The sequence below is a fragment of the Bacteroides sp. genome (genome assembly GCF_052357945.1).
Classification (GTDB): domain Bacteria; phylum Bacteroidota; class Bacteroidia; order Bacteroidales; family Bacteroidaceae; genus Bacteroides.
In genome coordinates, this window is the sequence record NZ_DAWCXD010000001.1 from 25,414 (window position 1) to 43,959 (window position 18,546).

At 39.3% G+C, this 18,546-nt stretch carries 12 protein-coding genes; 10 read left to right on the forward strand and 2 right to left on the reverse strand.

The window, feature by feature from the left end; genetic code table 11:
• Positions 1–7 precede the first annotated feature (7 nt).
• Positions 8–1,144: an AMP-binding protein gene (locus ACT8YW_RS00105; RefSeq protein WP_444103596.1), complete on the forward strand. Its 1,137-nt coding sequence runs from the start codon at positions 8–10 to the stop codon at positions 1,142–1,144.
• Between the two features lie 583 nt (positions 1,145–1,727).
• Here ACT8YW_RS00105 and ACT8YW_RS00110 read toward each other — a convergent pair.
• The gene (locus ACT8YW_RS00110) at positions 1,728–2,291 is read right to left on the reverse strand and encodes an RNA polymerase sigma-70 factor (RefSeq protein WP_009000801.1); all 564 of its coding nucleotides are present in this window, start codon (positions 2,289–2,291) and stop codon (positions 1,728–1,730) included.
• A gap of 173 nt (positions 2,292–2,464) precedes the next feature.
• Between ACT8YW_RS00110 and ACT8YW_RS00115 the strand changes: the two genes are divergently transcribed.
• The 9 genes from ACT8YW_RS00115 (at position 2,465) to ACT8YW_RS00155 (ending at position 17,870) form a co-directional block, all read left to right on the forward strand.
• Complete coding sequence (locus tag ACT8YW_RS00115) at positions 2,465–4,456, forward strand: SUMF1/EgtB/PvdO family nonheme iron enzyme (RefSeq protein WP_444103597.1); 1,992 nt, start codon at positions 2,465–2,467, stop codon at positions 4,454–4,456.
• 94 nt (positions 4,457–4,550) lie between these two features.
• On the forward strand, positions 4,551–5,471 hold the full coding sequence (locus ACT8YW_RS00120) for a FecR family protein (protein WP_444103665.1): 921 nt from the start codon (positions 4,551–4,553) through the stop codon (positions 5,469–5,471).
• Between the two features lie 251 nt (positions 5,472–5,722).
• Positions 5,723–9,016, forward strand: coding sequence for a SusC/RagA family TonB-linked outer membrane protein (locus tag ACT8YW_RS00125; RefSeq protein ID WP_444103598.1), 3,294 nt, complete (start codon positions 5,723–5,725; stop codon positions 9,014–9,016).
• Positions 9,017–9,040: 24 nt separating this feature from the next.
• Positions 9,041–10,654, forward strand: coding sequence for a SusD/RagB family nutrient-binding outer membrane lipoprotein (locus ACT8YW_RS00130; protein WP_444103599.1), 1,614 nt, complete (start codon positions 9,041–9,043; stop codon positions 10,652–10,654).
• 24 nt (positions 10,655–10,678) lie between these two features.
• Positions 10,679–11,764 carry an endo-beta-N-acetylglucosaminidase family protein gene (locus ACT8YW_RS00135; RefSeq protein WP_008021551.1) on the forward strand — a complete coding sequence of 362 codons (1,086 nt, stop codon included), beginning with the start codon at positions 10,679–10,681 and terminating at the stop codon, positions 11,762–11,764.
• 22 nt (positions 11,765–11,786) lie between these two features.
• Positions 11,787–13,001 (forward strand): DUF1735 and LamG domain-containing protein, encoded by a 1,215-nt coding sequence (locus ACT8YW_RS00140; protein ID WP_004325414.1) that lies wholly within the window; start codon positions 11,787–11,789, stop codon positions 12,999–13,001.
• Between the two features lie 30 nt (positions 13,002–13,031).
• Positions 13,032–14,306 carry a BT_3987 domain-containing protein gene (locus ACT8YW_RS00145; RefSeq protein ID WP_444103600.1) on the forward strand — a complete coding sequence of 425 codons (1,275 nt, stop codon included), beginning with the start codon at positions 13,032–13,034 and terminating at the stop codon, positions 14,304–14,306.
• A 65-nt stretch (positions 14,307–14,371) separates the two neighbouring features.
• Entirely contained in the window at positions 14,372–15,448 is a 1,077-nt protein-coding gene (locus tag ACT8YW_RS00150; RefSeq protein ID WP_444103666.1) for a DUF1573 domain-containing protein, read from the forward strand.
• A gap of 73 nt (positions 15,449–15,521) precedes the next feature.
• A complete protein-coding gene (locus ACT8YW_RS00155) occupies positions 15,522–17,870 on the forward strand; it encodes a glycoside hydrolase family 3 N-terminal domain-containing protein (protein WP_444103601.1) in 2,349 nt (782 codons plus the stop codon).
• 122 nt (positions 17,871–17,992) lie between these two features.
• Here ACT8YW_RS00155 and ACT8YW_RS00160 read toward each other — a convergent pair whose 3' ends face one another.
• Positions 17,993–18,469, reverse strand: a complete 477-nt coding sequence (locus tag ACT8YW_RS00160; RefSeq protein ID WP_004305814.1) for a Dps family protein — start codon at positions 18,467–18,469, stop codon at positions 17,993–17,995.
• Between the last annotated feature and the right edge of the window lie 77 nt (positions 18,470–18,546).

Genomic DNA, 18,546 nt, shown 5'->3' on the forward strand with positions numbered 1-18,546 from the left:
TATTCTGATGATATTCGATCGACAACAACAGCGCTTGCTACTGGAAGGAAAAGAATACACTTTTGAAGATATAAGCCAACTGATAGCAGGAGGAGCAGAAGCTCATTCTCCTGCTTATTGGGATTTATATCTTTTCCTGAACGAATGGTTTAATGACTCTCCTGTCATCACGGTTCATACATCGGGTTCCACGGGTACACCTAAAGAACTGATGGTACGCAAGGATCAAATGATGCAAAGTGCGCGTCTGACTTGTGAATTTCTGAATTTGAAGAAAGGTGAGTCGGCATTATTATGTATGAATCTTCGTTATATCGGTGCAATGATGGTGGTTGTACGTTCATTGGTTGCAGGTTTGAATCTGATTGTTCGTCCTGCTTCCGGTCATCCGTTGGCGGATATAAAAGAATCTTTGAGATTTGTGGCAATGGTCCCATTGCAAGTTTATAACACGTTGCAGGTTCCCGAAGAAAAAGAGCGATTAAAACAAACGGATATTCTGATTATAGGAGGCGGAGCCGTTGATGAGGCTCTGGAAACGGAGATAGATCATCTTCCGACTGCCGTTTACTCCACTTATGGCATGACTGAAACCTTGTCGCATATTGCCCTTCGTCGTCTGAACGGAGCATCGGCTTCAGAACATTATTATCCATTTTCTTCAGTAAAATTGTCTTTATCCGCAGAGAATACATTAATCATTGATGCCCCTTTGGTATGTGACGAAACATTGCAGACCAATGACATTGCACGTATCTATCCCGATGGAAGTTTTATGATTCTAGGCCGGAAAGACAATGTGATTAACAGTGGCGGAATTAAGATTCAAGCAGAGGAGATGGAGAAGTTACTTCGCCCGTTTATTCCTGTGTCCTTTGTCATTACTTCAGTTCCGGATCAGCGTTTAGGGCAGGCTGTAACCTTATTGATAGTGGGACAATTGGACACAAGGGAGATAGAAAATAAGTTGCAGGCAACATTGGAACCATATTATCGTCCCAAACATATTTTTATTACAGAATTTATTCCACAGACGGAAAACGGCAAAATTGATCGTGTCGGATGTCGCGCTTTGGCAGCATCATACCTTTCCCATTCGCATCAGTTCCCATCCATAGAACTACATGATGATGCAATAATGTAGTTGAGGTTTCCGGTAAAACTAGTGAACTTGTAAAACAAGGAGGTGTCGCATTTACAACTTGAATTCAGCCTCCCATAAGCGATTTGGCAATTCTATTTCTCATATTCTCATGAATATAAGTCAACCTGTTGAAACATAATGTAATAGAATATGAGAAATACTTTTAAAAGTTGGCATTTCTCATACTTTTCCTGTGATTTATCCCTAAAAGTTGGCATTTCTCATACTCATTCTCGTTATTTCTCATAGCAGTTGTATAACAATCTACTGCTATTTTACGCCTAAATCATTAATAGCAAAGTTATTCTTCATTATAGATAAACTTGTTTGGGGTTAATAGTAAACTTGTTTTTCACCTATTATAAGCTATAATTGCAAGCTTTGATTATATAAATGCAAGTTTCATTTTTATAAATGCAACCTTTGATTATAAAAACGAAGCTTGCATTTATAGTTTATGATTAGTCGAAAGCAGCTTTATATATAAAGGATTGGAAGTTTGCTATTAGGCAATAGCAACTTTATTATTAATACTTTCCGGACGGACAAGTAATAGTTTGTATGTGTTGATTAGGAGTGGCTGTTATGCGTGATGGAATAACAAAAGTAACAATGGCAGATAGTCTTTCAGTTCATTACGTAATAGTTCCATTGTCTTTTGCTTGTAACGGTTGATAGATTTCACACTAAGATTCATCTCTTCTGCAATTTCTACATGCGTTTTGCCTTCAAAGAAGCTTTTTATAAAGACGGTTCGATAGTTTTCGGGAAGTTTGTTTAATGTCTCATACAACATTCTGTATAGCTCATCAAGAGTATATATACTATCCGGTTCTGTTTCATAGACAGGAGCTTTCTTCTGTATATTTTCCGCATAGCTCCATTCATATTCCTGATGTTTCAGGAAATTCAGGCAGCTATTTTTTACACATATTTTGATGTAAGCTAATGCAGTGTTCGATTGAAGATCAAAAGAATCAGTATCCAGTTTATCCCATAATGAGGTGAATACATCCGAAACGATGTCTTCACGTGTTTCTTTATCATCAACAAACCTTTTTGCATACAAACAAAATGGGGCATAATACTCCTCATAAAGTTGTTTGAAAGCCCGTTCTTTAGTCTGTTTAGAAAAAGATATTTTCATTATTTTGAGGTTCTGTAGTTTTTCATTTCGTTGCAAATATATAATAAGATAATTATCAAAGCCTCATTTTCGATTCTTTTTTTTGCTTTCACCCCTAATGAATAGAAAATAATCAGATAAGACTGTCCTTTTGTATATAGGTTGATTGTATTATATATAAACAGGATTAAAATATGAAAAACAAGTTTTTTTTATTGGCTATAACCTTTTGTTTGCCAATACATTCTCAAGAAGTTTCCAAGTCTTTTATTCCGATGGTTGAAATACCTGCCGGAAGTTTTTATATGGGAAGTGACGGATTAGGCGAAGATTTTGATGAGGCTCCTATCCATCAGGTAGTAATTTCTCGCCCGTTTCGTATGGGAATTACTGAAATAACGAATGCACAATATGAATCATTCCGTCCGGAACATCGGGCATTACGAGGAAAAAACGGTGTTTCGCTGGAAGATGATGAAGCAGTCGTCAATGTAAGTTATTCCGATGCTGTTGCCTTTTGTGAATGGCTTAGCCGGAAAGAAGGCAGAAACTATCGTTTGCCAACAGAAGCGGAATGGGAATATGCTTGTCGGGCAGGCACATACACACTATTTTCTACAGGAGACGGGTTACCTGCAGTTTATCATCGGAATCAAAAAGTGGTTCGTGACTTTGATCCGGTATCTTTAAAAGTAGCCCAGACTCCTCCTAATACATTCGGGCTTTATGATATGCATGGAAATGTGGAAGAATGGTGCTTGGATTGGTATGCTCCTTATTCCGCAGAAAAGCAGAAAGACCCGGCAGGACCATTGACAGGAGAGTTTCGGGTCACTCGAGGAGGGAGTCATCACACCCCGGAGAAATACTTGCGAAGTGCCAATCGACTGGCTATGCTCCCGGAAGATAAACATTCCCAAACCGGATTTAGAATTGTGGAAGCCGATACTCGTTTGAATGTATCGGGAACATCTGCGCCTATCCCGTTCAATCAGAAGTCTGTAGAAAATACATCTATAAAATGGAAGAAAGTATCTGCTATCACACCGATGTTTTTGCCTCCGATACCATTTGTGGTACGTCCGGCATGTGATTCGAATACCCCATTTTATCTACATAATCATCAGCCTGCAGTTACGTGGTGTGATAATGGAGATTTGCTGGCAATATGGTTTTCTGCAAATGAAGAGAATGGGAGAGGGATGGTAGTACTCGGTTCCCGCTTGCGTGCCGGGCATACTGATTGGGATGTGGCTTCTTTATTCTTTAAGGTTCCGGATCGGAATATGACAGGAAGCGCTTTGCTCAATGACGGGAAAGGAAAATTGTATCATATCAATGGAGTAGAAGCATCGGGTGACTGGCAGAATCTCGCAATGGTACTACGTACCAGTACAGATAACGGTGCTTCATGGAGCACTCCTAAACTGATAGCTCCCGAACATACCAAACGTCATCAGGTAATAGCTGGTACGATTCGCACACGTGAGGGATGGCTGGTTCAAGCCTGTGATGCGGGTCCTGGCAGTCATGATGGGGCAGCTGTTCAAATCAGTAAAGATGGAGGAAAAACATGGTGCGATCCTTGGGATGGCGCTCCTTTGCCGGATTTCAAAGAAGGAGGAACGGGAAGTACAATCGCAGGTATCCATGCGGGAATTGTACAATTAGGAAATGGAAGTTTGATGGCTATGGGGCGTGGTAATAGCATACGGAATAAAGAAGGAAAGCTCCGAATGCCAATGAGTATATCAGATGATATGGGAAAGACCTGGAAATATGTAGCAAGCGAACTCCCTCCTATTGACGGAGGTCAGCGTCTTGTTTTAATGAGACTGAATGAAGGACCTTTGCTATTGGTTTCTTTTACAGACCATCCGCAACGTACGCCTTTGGAAGAACGTGGTCTGGAATTTAAGGATAAAAATGGAAATGTGAAGAAAGGATATGGCATGTATGCGGCTCTTTCCTATGATGAGGGAAAAACATGGCCGGTAAGAAAACTACTGACGGACGGTGAATATCGCTTTTTAAACGGTGGAGCATGGACGGGATATTTCGAAATGGATGAAAATCATGCTGAACCACGTGGTTATCTTGCAGGAACACAAACTCCTGATAATGTGGTTCATATCCTTAGTAGCCGATTGCATTATCGCTTCAATTTGGCATGGCTCAAAAAATAAAATAAAAAAAGTTTGTTTTTGCTGTCCTTTTCCAATTGCTTCAGTTGTATTATAAGTGTAATTACAATTAAAAGATAAGATTTTGAAAGAAAATATGGAAAATATGAGTCCGGAATCATTGCTCCGTAAAGCACAAGCATTGGGAGATGATATTAAAGAAATGGAATCCATTGATGTATTGGGTGCCTATTATCAAGCACAAGCCAAAATAAAAACTAATAGAAGAAAGAATATGTATAATCAACTGATGCGTTATGCAGCATTTCTGACTATACCTTTATTTCTCTCTTCTCTGGTTTTGGGATATTTATATTTTAGTGGAACAGAAACCGACGAAAAATATGCAGAGGTGGTAACTGCTACCGGTTCTGTCATACGTTATGAACTTCCGGATCATTCTGTAGTATGGTTGAATGCAGGTAGTACATTGCGTTATCCTACCACTTTCAAGAAAGACAACCGGTTGGTAGAGTTGAAGGGTGAAGCATATTTCGAAGTGCAGGCAGACAAAGATCGTCCTTTCTATGTAAATACTCCGAATGGCTTGAGCGTATATGTTTATGGTACCAAATTTAATGTAGCTGCTTATGAGGATGATAATTATATAGAAACAGTATTGGAAAAAGGTAAGGTAAATGTGATAACCCCTAATCAGGAAACAATTGTATTGGCTCCTGGAGAACAGTTGCTTTACGATAAACAGAGTCAAAAGTCGAAAAAAAATAAAGTGGATGTCTATGGAAAGATAGCTTGGAAAGATGGAAAACTAATTTTCAGAAATGCTTCATTAGAAGAAATCCTGAAGCGTCTGGAACGACATTTCAATGTAGAAATTCAGTTTAACAATAGGTCTGGAAAAGAATATAAGTACCGGGCTACTTTCCGGACTGAAACTCTGTCGCAGATATTGGATTATCTGGCCAGGTCTGCCGATTTAAAATGGAAAATTGAAGAATCGCAACAACAGGCAGATGATACATTATCAAAGACTAAAATTAGAGTAGATTTATATTAGAGTAGTAACCCTTAAAATAAAAGCCCATGGAATAACACAAGAGAATAAAAGAAAGGAAGAAAGCTGCTACCAACAGCTGTCTTCCTCCGAATTTTCCAGATTCACGGTACAAGGTCTCGCAAACACTAGCCGGAATCAAACCATAGTTCATTTAGTAATAAACTTTAGTTAGCCACAAATGTATGAAAAAAAATCATTCATTTACAGCATTATGTCCTAAATATGCTTTAAATCTAAAACTTCCTTTAGTTATGAGGATTAGTCTAGCACTACTTTTCGCAGTAGTATTACAACTTTCTGCCGAAGATGGCTATGCCCAGCGAACGCGGGTTGCCATTTCAATGAACAATGTATCTGTAGAACAGGTACTGAATAAAATAGAGGAGACGTCCGACTATGTTTTCCTTTATAATGATAAAACAATTCAGAAGAACCGTATTGTTTCTGTGAGAAACAATTCAGGTAAGATACTGGATATTCTTGATGAGGTATTTAAAGGAACCAACATTACTTATACAGTGGTTGATAAGCAGATTATCTTGTCTACCAATAAATTGAATGTAACAGAGCAAGATCCGACTATTCAGGTAAAAGGTACAGTGAAAGATACAAAAGGAGAACCTTTGATCGGAGTGAATGTGAAAGTAAAAGGAACAACTACCGGTGCTATTACAGATTTCGACGGAAACTTTCAGATTCAAGCTAAAAAGGGAGCGGTATTGGAGATCTCTTATATTGGATATGCTTCTCAAGAGGTGAAGGTTACAGATAATAAATCGCTTTCCATTGTGATGACGGAAGATACAAAAGTCTTGAATGAGGTTGTTGTAACGGCTTTGGGCATTAAACGCGAAACTAAGTCTTTGACATACAATGTGCAGCAGATTGGCGGCGATGAAGTGGCAAAGGCGAAAGATATGAATGTGATGAGCAGTCTTGCCGGTAAGGTAGCGGGTGTGAATATCAATGCAAGTTCATCCGGTATTGGAGGTGGTGCCCGTGTGGTAATGCGTGGTACGAAGTCTATATCCGGTAATAACAACGCTCTATATGTAGTAGATGGAGTTCCTTTGGCTAATATATCTGGTGAACAACCCGACGATCAGTATACGGGTGCCGGACAATCCGGTGACGGATTGGCTAACTTCAACGCTGATGATATAGAATCAATTTCAGTACTTAGCGGATCGGCCGCCGCTGCACTATACGGTTCGGCTGCTGCCAATGGTGTGGTACTTATCACAACGAAGAAGGGGGCTGTAGATAAAACCAGATTGACTTACAGTAATAATTCAACCTTCTATTCACCATTCCGATTGCCGGAATTCCAGAATACGTATGGTTCGGAAACAGGAGAGTGGTATAGTTGGGCATCTAAATTGTCATCTCCTACCGATTATGAAGTTAAAGATTTTTTCCAGACAGGTTACAATGTAGCAAACACTGTAAGTCTGACTACAGGGACACAAAAAAATCAAACCTATGTATCTGTAGGTGCTGTGAATGCCCGGGGTATCATTCAGAATAATGACTTGGACAGATATAATTTCTCTGTTCGTAACACTACCTCTATGCTGAATGATAAACTGACGATGGATTTAAGTTTTATGTATTCTAATGTAAAGGAACAGAATATGTTGTCGCAAGGAGAGTATGCAAATCCATTGGTTCCCGTTTATTTATTTCCGCGCGGTGATGATTTCTCGAAATATCAGTATTATGAACGATATGATGTAGACCGTAACATTAAAACACAGTTCTGGCCATTGAAAGAAAATGGATTATCCATGCAGAATCCTTACTGGATTACGAACCGGAATATGTATACCAACAAGAAAGACCGTTTTCTGGCAAGCGGTTCACTAAAATATACGATAACAGATTGGTTGAATGTTTCCGGACGCGTGAAACTGGATAAGGAAACTATCAACTCGGAAAAGAAAATGTATGCTTCCACTTTGAATGTGATTGCTGAAAACTCGGATAAAGGAGCATACGTGCAATCGAACAAGAATACCAGTCAGATATATGCGGATGCTATGTTGAATATCAATAAATATTTCTATCACGACACATGGAATTTGACAGCATCTTTAGGTGCCAGTTTATTGGATTTGGATTATAAGGAGCTTAATTTTGGAGGAGGATTACTGACCATTCCTAATCTGTTTACTTCTAACAATGCGAACGTTTCCGGTAAATTAACCTATAAAAATACGAACTATCACGACCGTACCAATTCTTTATTCGGAACATTCTCATTAGGATATAAGGGCATGGTTTATGTAGACGGTTCGTTACGTAATGACTGGATATCTGCTTTGGCAGGAACAAACCATTCTTCCATATTATATCCTTCTATCGGTGCTTCAGCAATTCTGACTAATATGTTTACAATGAAATCTAACATTCTTTCTTATGCAAAGGTTCGCCTTTCATATAGTGAGGTGGGTAATGCACCGGAAAGATTCAGGGCTATCACTACTTACGCAGTGTTGGGAGGATTGAATACCACTTCTTATTTCCCGATAAAAGACCTTAAACCGGAGAGAACTCATTCATGGGAAGGAGGATTTAATTTAGGTCTGTTTGATAATAAACTGACACTGGACGTGACAGCTTATAAGACATATACGGAGAATCAGCTCTTCAGTCCGGAAATTTCTACAACAACCGGATATTCTAAACTATATGTAAATGCAGGTAAAGTAACGAATAAAGGTATTGAGTTAGCTCTTGGCTTTAAACAGAATATAGGGCCTGTAGATTGGAAAACCACTTTACTATGGTCGCTCAACAGAAACCGCATTGACCAATTACTCCCTGAATATACAAATGAAGAGTTGGGAGTGACAGTACATCTCGACGAAATGGATGTCTATTCGTTAGGCGGTGCCAAACAACGGCTAACAGTAGGGGGCTCTATGGGAGATGTTTATGTTAATACAATGAGAACTGATGAGCATGGACATATCTGGATGAATTCAATGACAGGTGCATTGGAAACAGATAAGAATAATTATGTCTATGCCGGTAATACCAATCCGAAATATACTCTTAGCTGGAGAAATGAATTTAATTGGAAAGGAATCAGCCTCGGATTTATGTTGAATGCCCGTGTAGGCGGTATCGGAGTTTCTGCCACTCAAGCTGTAATGGACTATTATGGAGTGTCTAAGACATCGGCAGAAGCACGGGATAATGGTGGCGTGAAAGTAAACGGCCAGATGATTGATGCCCAGACATGGTATCAGACTATCGGAGCTAATGGTACAGGTTATGTAGGTTCTATGTATGTATATAGTATGACTAATGTTCGTTTGGGAGAATTGACATTGGGATATGATATTCCGATCAATAAATGGTGTAAATGGATTTCTGGATTGAATGTCTCCTTTGTAGGACGTAATTTATGGATGCTGTATTGTAAGGCTCCATTTGACCCGGAATCTACTGCAAGTACAGGTACTTATAACCAGGGTATGGACTATTTCATGCAACCGAGTTTGAGATCGATGGGATTTTCTGCAAAGATTTCTTTCTAATTGGATAACCTTTAAAAAAAAATAATGATGAACATACGTAAGTTTTTTAAAGTAAGGAACTACTACTTACTCCTTGGAGTAATCATGATAAATGTAGGTTGTACGAAGAATTTTCTGGAGTACAATACCAATCCTAATGAAGCAACCGACGAGATGACGGATTGGGATAATGTGAGAACTGGTTCTCTTCTTTTACAGATGGAGCAGAACGTACTGGTGGTAGCACAACCGGGACTTAATATCGGTTCGGACAGATATCAGACTGTGGAAGTGATGGGTGGAGATGGCTATGTCGGCTATTTTGGTTTTCCTGCTCCCAGTATCAATTCTGCCGGTCGTTACAATTGGGATAAAAGAAGTTGGTATGGTGATATGTTCACTACCAATTACCTGACGACTATGAATGCCTGGCGTGAAATAAGAAAAGCGATTAACAATGACGAAGATCCCCGGTTTTCTATGGCGCAGATTCTGAAAGTAGCGGCAATGCATCGTGTGACAGATACCTATGGGCCTATTCCTTATTTGAATTTTGGAGTTTCAAAAGAAGTGCCTTATGATTCGCAAAAGGATGTTTATTACAGATTCTTTGAAGAATTGGATGGAGCTATCAATAACTTGGATAGTTATGCTGCATCCGGAAGTAAAGTTTTGTCATCATGGGATTGTGTGTTCAACGGTGATGTTACATCTTGGATAAAGTTTGCCAATTCACTTCGTTTGCGTCTTGCATTGCATCTTGCCTATGTGGATGAAACAAAGGCAAAAAGTGAAGCCCAACTGGCTATTGGCAATAGTTATGGATTGATGAATGTGAAGTCTGATTTAGCAGAACTTCAGCATATTACTCCGATAGCGACTTATGAAAGTCCTCTGTATATTCTGAAAGGATGGGATGATATTTGTATGGGAGCGACGCTGGATTCATACATGAATGGTTATCAGGATCCACGACTTTCTGCTTACTTCGAGGCAGGTACGGGTGGAAAATATCGGGGTATAAGAGCCGGAATGTCAAAGGACGTAAGTAAGGATAAATATATAACAGGAATCTTTGCCGAACCACAGGCAACTGTTACTTCCAATGTAGTGTGGATGCGTTCATCCGAATCATATTTCTTGTTGGCGGAATATGCTTTGCGTTGGGGAACGAATGCCGATGCTAAAAAGTATTATGAAGATGGAATAAGAATGTCTTTTGATGAACATGGTGTATCAGGAGCTGACGCGTATCTGGCAAGAACTGCGGCGGGTGGATATGTGCCTGCCAATTATGAGGATCCGGTGACATCATCTCATTCCATGGATGCTTTGGGTACTGTTTCTATCGCTTGGGATGAATCGGGAGATTTTAAAACAAATCTGGAACAAATCATTACTCAAAAGTACATTGCTCTTTATCCGGTGGGACAAGAGGCATGGACAGAGTTCCGCCGTACCGGTTACCCGAAAGTATTTCCGGTTGTTGTGAACGAAAGTTCCGGAGGTTCTGTAGACACAAATATACAAATCCGCAGATTACCTTATCCGGAATCGGAATATAATACGAATAGAACAGAGTTGGATAAAGGCATCACACTTTTAGGTGGCGTAGATAACCCGGGTGTCAGATTGTGGTGGGATGTGCCTAATAAATAATTGGTTACTTAAATAATGCAGAATATGAAAAGAAATTATGTATATTTTTTGTTCACCTATCTCTTGACATTTGTTGTGAGTGGTTGTGATACGGATATTGAACCGGAAGTTATACAGGCGGCTAATACTTATAATGAAGAATATTATCAGAACCTGCGTGAATATAAGAAAACAGATCATGCTATTTGTTTCGGCTGGTATGCCGGTTATACTTCAGAAGCATCTCCTTCGCAGGGACTTCATTTCACTGGTTTACCGGATAGTCTGGACATCGTCAGTCTGTGGTCAGGTATTCCTTCCAACAATCCGGCTTATGTAGAAACTAGTTATTATAACGAGCGTTATTTGCCGACTGCTTATGAGGAAATGAATTATATCCGTGCAGTAAAGGGGACTCGCGTTGTGATGTGTACGATTTGCCGTATTGGAAGTACGGAGTTTCCTAAAACCGACGCAGGTATCGAGGCTTATGCTTTACATCTTGTGAGATGTGTGTTGCGTAACGATCTGGATGGTTTGGACTTGGACTACGAACCGGAAGGCGACTGGTTGCAAAATGATAACTTTACAAAGTTTATAAAGGTATTGGGAAATTATTTCGGTCCTCAATCGGGTACAGGCAAATTATTAATTGTTGACTTCTATAATCAGCTGCCTCCTAAGGAAACAGAACCTTATGTCGATTATTTTGTACGACAATGTTACACCACCGGTAGTGCTCAAAGTTTGCAATCTAAATTTGACCAGCTTAGCAGCTGGTGTCCTCCTGAAAAGTTCGTTGCTACGGAACAAATGGGATGGTACTGGCAGAATGGTGGAGTCGAATTTACGGAAGCCGATGGAAATAAAGTAGATTCATGGGGCAATCCAATCTATTCTGTAATAGGTATGGCACGCTGGAATCCTACACAAGGACGAAAAGGCGGATTCGGCGGATATTATTTTGAATATGAATACAATACCACTCGTCCTGCTAATCAGGCTATAGGTGATAAAGAGAAAGCCGCTATTCCTTATTATAGCCTTCGACGTGGTATTCAGGAACAAAATCCTGCCGGAAAGCCTGTACAACAGTCTACTAAACAAGAAACGGAAGAAGAAAATGGATGAATTTTAAATTTGTATGCAAGGTATGAAAACATTGAATAATATAAAAAAGATATGGGGAGCTGCTTTGATAGGAATAGCTTCTTTTATGCTGCAGGGATGCCAGGAAGCCGCTCAAAAAGGTGACGGGTTGTTAATGACCGGAACATCTTCGGATAGATTGGTAAAGTTCGCCATTGATGGATTTCCATCTGCGTATGCTGTTTCTGTGACTTCAACTTCTCGCGTTGAATCGGATATTCAGGTGAATCTGGCTGTTGATGCAAGTCTGGTTGATACTTATAATGAGGAAATGGGAACCAATTATTATCCCATTCCGGATAAATCATATACATTTGAAAATCCGGAGGTTACTATTTCAGCAGGACAGGCAATTTCTTCTGCTGCCTCTCTTTCAATTGCCGATGATTCGGAATTTGTTCCGGGACGTGTTTATTTGATACCGGTTACCATAAAAAGTGCGACGGGAGATTTGGATATTATAGAAGCAGGGCGTACTATTTTCCTGAAAGTATCTCGAACATTGCGTTTCCATGCTCCGTATGTAGGACAGGCTTCTATGGCTTATCAATTTTTGCTTCCGGATCCTATTCCTTCTTTGCCTACTTATACATGGGAAGTGAAGATTTACGCCACTAAATTCCGTTCTTCCGGAGCTTCCGGTACTACCCGTGTTTGCTCATTTGGAGGTAGTGAAGCATCTGTAGAAGGGGGAGCGATTGATGATGGAGGCTTTAAATGTGACCAGAACCTGCTTCGTTTTGGTGAAGGAACGGATGAACCGAACCAGTTGCATGTAACAACTAAACAGGGTAAAATGTCATCGAATACTCGCTTTGCTTTAAATACCTGGTATGCTGTTGCCTTGGTAAATGACGGCAGTACGTTGACATTGTATATCAATGGAGAGAAAGATAACTCAATGACAGTTGCTCCGTATGAATATGCGCTTTATGGAGTACAGATCGGTATGCCTTCAAAAGGTTATCAATCTTCACAATTGTTTTATGGTCGTTTGAGTGAGATGCGTCTTTGGACTCGTCCTTTGTCTGCTCGTGAAATTAAAGCAAATGTATGTGGGGTAGACCCTTCTACCAATGGGCTTGTGTCTTATTGGAGAATGAATGAAGGAGAAGGAACTACTTTCTATGATTTATCTCCGTCAAAGCGTGATATCAGTTATAAGAATGGAATCACGATTGACTGGACTTATGATGATACGAATAAATGTCTTGAATAAGGTAATAATAAATGAATAGACTGTATGATAATGAAAAACAATATAAATAGATTAACTCTCCTTTTGCTTGTTTTATTGGGAGGAGTAGGATTCACATCTTGTTCGGATGATGACAATGATTTTATTGAATTGCCGACAATAGAGATGCCACAGTCGGAGGCAGGACCTGTTTCTATTGATTATAGGGAGATACTGGATGCAGGAAGCTATGTTTATGATTATACTATCAAACTGGATAAACCTACTGCTACTACTTTATTGTGTGACATTGCCGTGGACGAAAGTATGGTAGAGGCTTATAACGCTGCAAATAACACGTCTTATAAGATGATGCCCGCTTTTGTCTATGAGTTGCAAGCTAAAAATGCGATAGTGAAGGCAGGACAGCAAGAATCCAATTCCTTATCAGTTAAGTTTTCATCATTGTTCGGTTTGGTGGAAGGTGAAGAATATTTGCTTCCTATTGTTGCAACAATAGATGAAACGTGTGTAGGACAATTTGTAACGGACACTCGTTCTGTTTCTTATTTTACGATTAGCATTGATGGGGAATTGGATTATATACCGGGATTGAATATGAGTTCTTATTCAACGGATATGTATCGTACGTTAAGTTTCGCAAATGATGAAGTAGTTACGATTGAAGATAATACACATACGTTTGAAATGCTTGTATATCCATATAATTGGCACAGTGGAACTAATTATATAGGTACATGGCGTGGTAAGGATACCAACAATAATAATGAGGTTTTTAGTGGTTGTGAACTACGTGTAACTGGTGCAACGGGAGCGTCTAATATTGGTAATCGTCAATGTGACTTGACATTGGCTAATCAAAATATAACGTTGCCGGCTAATCAATGGGTTAGGTTGACTATTACTTGTGACGGAACAAAAACGGGCCAGAATACTGAGGTTGCTTATCGTTTATATATTAACGGTGAGGAAGTTGCTTCAGCAAAACCTACTAAACGTTGGGGACCATCCTCTTCTCAAAGATTCAAGGTGGGATATACGTTGACTGGTATTCAGTTTGGTAATACAAGTTCAAGTATGTATTTTGATGGTCTGATTTCTGATATTCGTATGTGGAAGAAGTGTCTGACGGCGGAAGAAGTAAAAGCTAACTTGCGTACAATAACTTCTCCATCTTCGTCGGACTTATATGGCTATTGGAAATTGGATGAAGGAGAAGGAAATACATTGAAGGACAGTTCGGGCAATGGGCGTGATTTAACTTTCCCTGCTTCGGCAAATATCATTTGGAATGCAGAATTCAATGATTTGCCTCAAAATAATTAAAATGTGATTTTATATTGGGAGTTATTGTGTTTTTACGTAACTCCCAATATTAACTTAAAGAAATGATGATGAAACGTTTTATGTCAGCTTTGATCGTTTTACTGTGCTCTTTTGTTGGCGTATGTGCTCAACAACAGGGAAAAACTGTATTACGTTTTGATACTACTACTTGGAATTTTGGTAATATTCAGGAAGTAGGAGGCAAAGTGAGTCATACTTTTCATTTTACTAATATACATACTTCTCCTGTTGTGATTGAAGAAGTGATTTCAACTTGTGGGTGTGCCATTCCTGTTTATAGTAAACAATCTGTAAAACCAGGGCATACAGGCATTATTACCGTAACTTTCGATCCTAAAGGGCGAACAAACTTTTTCTCTAAGAGTATAAGGGTTGTTTCTAATTCAGGGCAAAGTGTCAATACTCTTTGGGTAAAAGGTACGATAAATACAATGAATCGTATAGAGGATGAATATCCTTATTCTTTATCATCAGATATTCTGGCAGACCGAATGGCTCTATCTTATGATCTGTTACAGCATAATGGGAGGCCAAAACAATTGGAAATTAGAATCTATAACCGATCGGATAAAATAGTCAGGTTGTCATACTCGCTGTTGGATAAGAGTGGATGTTTGTCGATATCTATGCCATCATCTCTTCAAGGTCGATCTTGTGCGACTATAAAAATAACAGCTTCTCCTTTAAAAGGCTTTTACGGTACATTTAAAGATAAGATTATTATTAGTGCCAATTCCGTACACAGTTCTCCTATACAAATCTTTGGTACAGTGATTGATGATATGAGAAAAGTAAGCACGGCAACTGCTCCCCGGATGAAGTGTTCACAGTCTTATTTTAATTTGGGGAATATCTCATTAAAAAAGCGTATTCAGAGAAAAGTTAAAGTTACTAATGAAGGGGCGAATCCTCTTATTATCCGCAAAATAGAATGTCCGGAATTTGTTTCTACTAATATCCGGGGTGAAAAGGTTTTGAAGCAAAATGAGTGTTTGGAGGTTCTGTTTGAATTAAATGTATCATCTTCAAACCATCTATTGGATGCAAAGGTCAAGTTGATAACAAATGATACTCATCAGCCTGTACATACAGTTATATTTGAGGGAGAAATGGGTAAGTAGGGTTGAATATCTCTATTTGAAAGATTAGAAATACACTATAAATTAATTGAGTCATTTTACTGTATATAACATTATGATAAAACGATTGTATATTTTGGTGATGGTACAGATGGTATGTACTTTGGGGTTTACTCAATCCTCTCCCTCGTTACCTGCTTACAAAGATCCCAGTTTGTCAATAGATATAAGACTTTCAGATTTACTTTCCCGTATGACTCTGGAAGAAAAGGTCGGTCAGTTACTTTGTCCTTTAGGTTGGGAAATGTATGAAATCCATGGCAGTGAGGTTCATCCTTCCGGAAAGTTCAAGCAATTGATTAAAGAAAGAAATGCCGGAATGCTTTGGGCAACTTATCGTGCTGATCCCTGGACAAAGAAAACATTGGCTAATGGCTTAAATCCAGAATTGTCAGCGAAAGCCGGAAATGCATTGCAAAAGTATGTGATGGAGAATACCCGTCTGGGAATTCCGATGTTTTTAGCGGAAGAAGCCCCTCATGGGCACATGGCAATTGGTGCTACAGTTTTTCCTACGGGTATCGGAATGGCGGCTACCTGGTCGCCGGAATTAGTAAAAGAAGTTGGTCAAGTTATCGCTAAAGAAATTCGTTCCCAAGGTGGGCATATTAGTTACGGTCCCGTACTTGATCTGACCCGTGATCCCCGTTGGTCCCGCGTGGAAGAAACATTTGGTGAGGATCCTGTGTTGAGTGGCATTTTAGGGGCGTCTATGGTTGACGGTTTAGGTGGAGGTAATCTATCACAAAAATACGCTACCATAGCTACCTTGAAACATTTTCTGGCATACGCTGTGCCGGAGGGTGGACAGAATGGTAATTATGCTTCAGTCGGTATTCGTGATTTGCATCAGAATTTTCTTCCTCCTTTTCGTAAGGCAATAGATTCAGGGGCATTGTCTGTAATGACTTCATACAATTCGATAGATGGGATACCTTGTACGTCGAACCATTATTTGCTGACTCAACTCTTGCGTAATGAATGGAAGTTTTGTGGCTTTGTAGTTTCCGATTTATATAGTATTGAAGGGATTCACGAAAGCCACTTTGTTGCTCTAACTAAAGAGAATGCAGCCATACAATCTGTAACGGCTGGCGTTGATGTTGACTTGGGTGGGGATGCTTATACCAACCTTTGTCATGCGGTTCAATCCGGACAAATGGATAAGACTGTGATTGATACGGCTGTCTGCCGGGTGTTACGGATGAAGTTTGAGATGGGCTTGTTTGAGCATCCTTATGTGGATCCGAAAATTGCTGCTAAAACAGTACGCCGTAAAGAACATATCGAACTGGCACGTAAAATCGCACAGTCTTCCATAACACTTCTCAAAAATGAGAATTCAATTCTTCCTTTAAGCAAGACGATAAATAAGGTGGCGGTAATTGGCCCTAATGCTGACAATCGATATAATATGTTAGGGGACTATACAGCTCCGCAGGAAGATAGTAATGTGAAAACTGTTCTTGATGGAATTATAACAAAATTATCTCCTTCTCGTGTGGAATATGTACGAGGCTGTGCTATTCGTGATACTACAGTGAATGAGATAGAACAAGCAATTGAAGCTGCCCGTCGCTCCGAAGTTGTAATTGTGGTTGTGGGTGGTTCCAGTGCCCGTGATTTTAAAACGAGCTATAAAGAAACAGGTGCGGCTGTAGCTGAAGAGGGTAGTGTAAATGATATGGAGTGTGGAGAAGGATTTGACCGTGCCAGTTTATCCTTACTTGGTAGACAACAAGAACTATTGGAATCTTTGCAAAAGACAGGTAAGCCTTTGATTGTCGTTTATATTGAAGGTCGTCCTTTAGAAAAGAATTGGGCTTCGGAATATGCTGATGCACTACTGACTGCTTACTATCCGGGGCAGGAGGGTGGAAATGCCATAGCGGATGTTCTCTTTGGAGATTATAATCCTTCCGGACGTTTGCCAATCTCCGTTCCGCGTTCTGTAGGTCAGATTCCGGTTTATTATAATCAGAAAGCTCCTCGGAATCATGATTATGTGGAAGTGTCATCTTCTCCGTTATATAGCTTTGGTTATGGGATGAGTTATACCACTTTTGAATATTCTGATTTGCAGGTAGTGCAGAAATCTGCTCGTTGTTTTGAAGTCTCATTTAAAGTAAAGAATACAGGGAAGTATGATGGCGAAGAAGTATCACAACTTTATATGAGAGATGAATATGCATCAGTTGTTCAGCCGATGAAACAGTTGAAACATTTTGAACGTTTCCATTTGAAAAAAGGAGAAGAGAAAAAAGTTACTTTTGTTTTGACAGAGGAGGACTTTTTCTTGGTTAACTATACTTTGAAGAAAGTAGTAGAGTCTGGAAATTTCCATCTTATGATTGGTGCCGCTTCTAATGATATTAGGTTGCAGAATGTTATTTTAGTGGAGTAATTTTTATTAATATCTATATTAAGAGATTTCCTGTTTCGTTTTCTCTTAATAAAAAAGAGAGAATATTCCTTTTGCGGAAATATCCTCTCTTTCTCACCTAAAACCTAAACCTTTTATTTTAATTACTTGCTATTATAAGCAACCAACATCCAAACCAATTTTTCCTGTTCTTTCAGATAATCGCTCATCATCGAAACGGTTACTTCGTCTCCGGCTTGAGAAGCGATAGATAAGATCTTACGTTCTTCACCAATCAGATAGCTGATAGACTGAAGGATATTATTCAATGCTTCGTCTCCGTTGCTTACCTTATCCACTTCATTCACATTTGCTACTTTTAGATAATCGCTGAATTTATTGGCAGGAGTACCACCCAGCATCAAGATACGTTCTGCGATTTCATCCACCTTTTCAGCCGTGTCATCATACATCTTTTCGAATTGACTGTGGAGTACAAAGAAATTATGTCCCTTGATATTCCAGTGGAAACCGCGAAGATTGGTGTAATACACTTGGAAGTCTGCTAATAGTTGTTGCAAAGATGCTACTACGTTGTTTGCTCCCGATTCGTTCAATTTGATAAATTCTAAAGTTTTCATATTCTTCTATTTTTAATGATTTATACTTATTTTCTTTTTTTCTGTACTGCAAAGATAAGGCGTAAAATGCTTGCTGT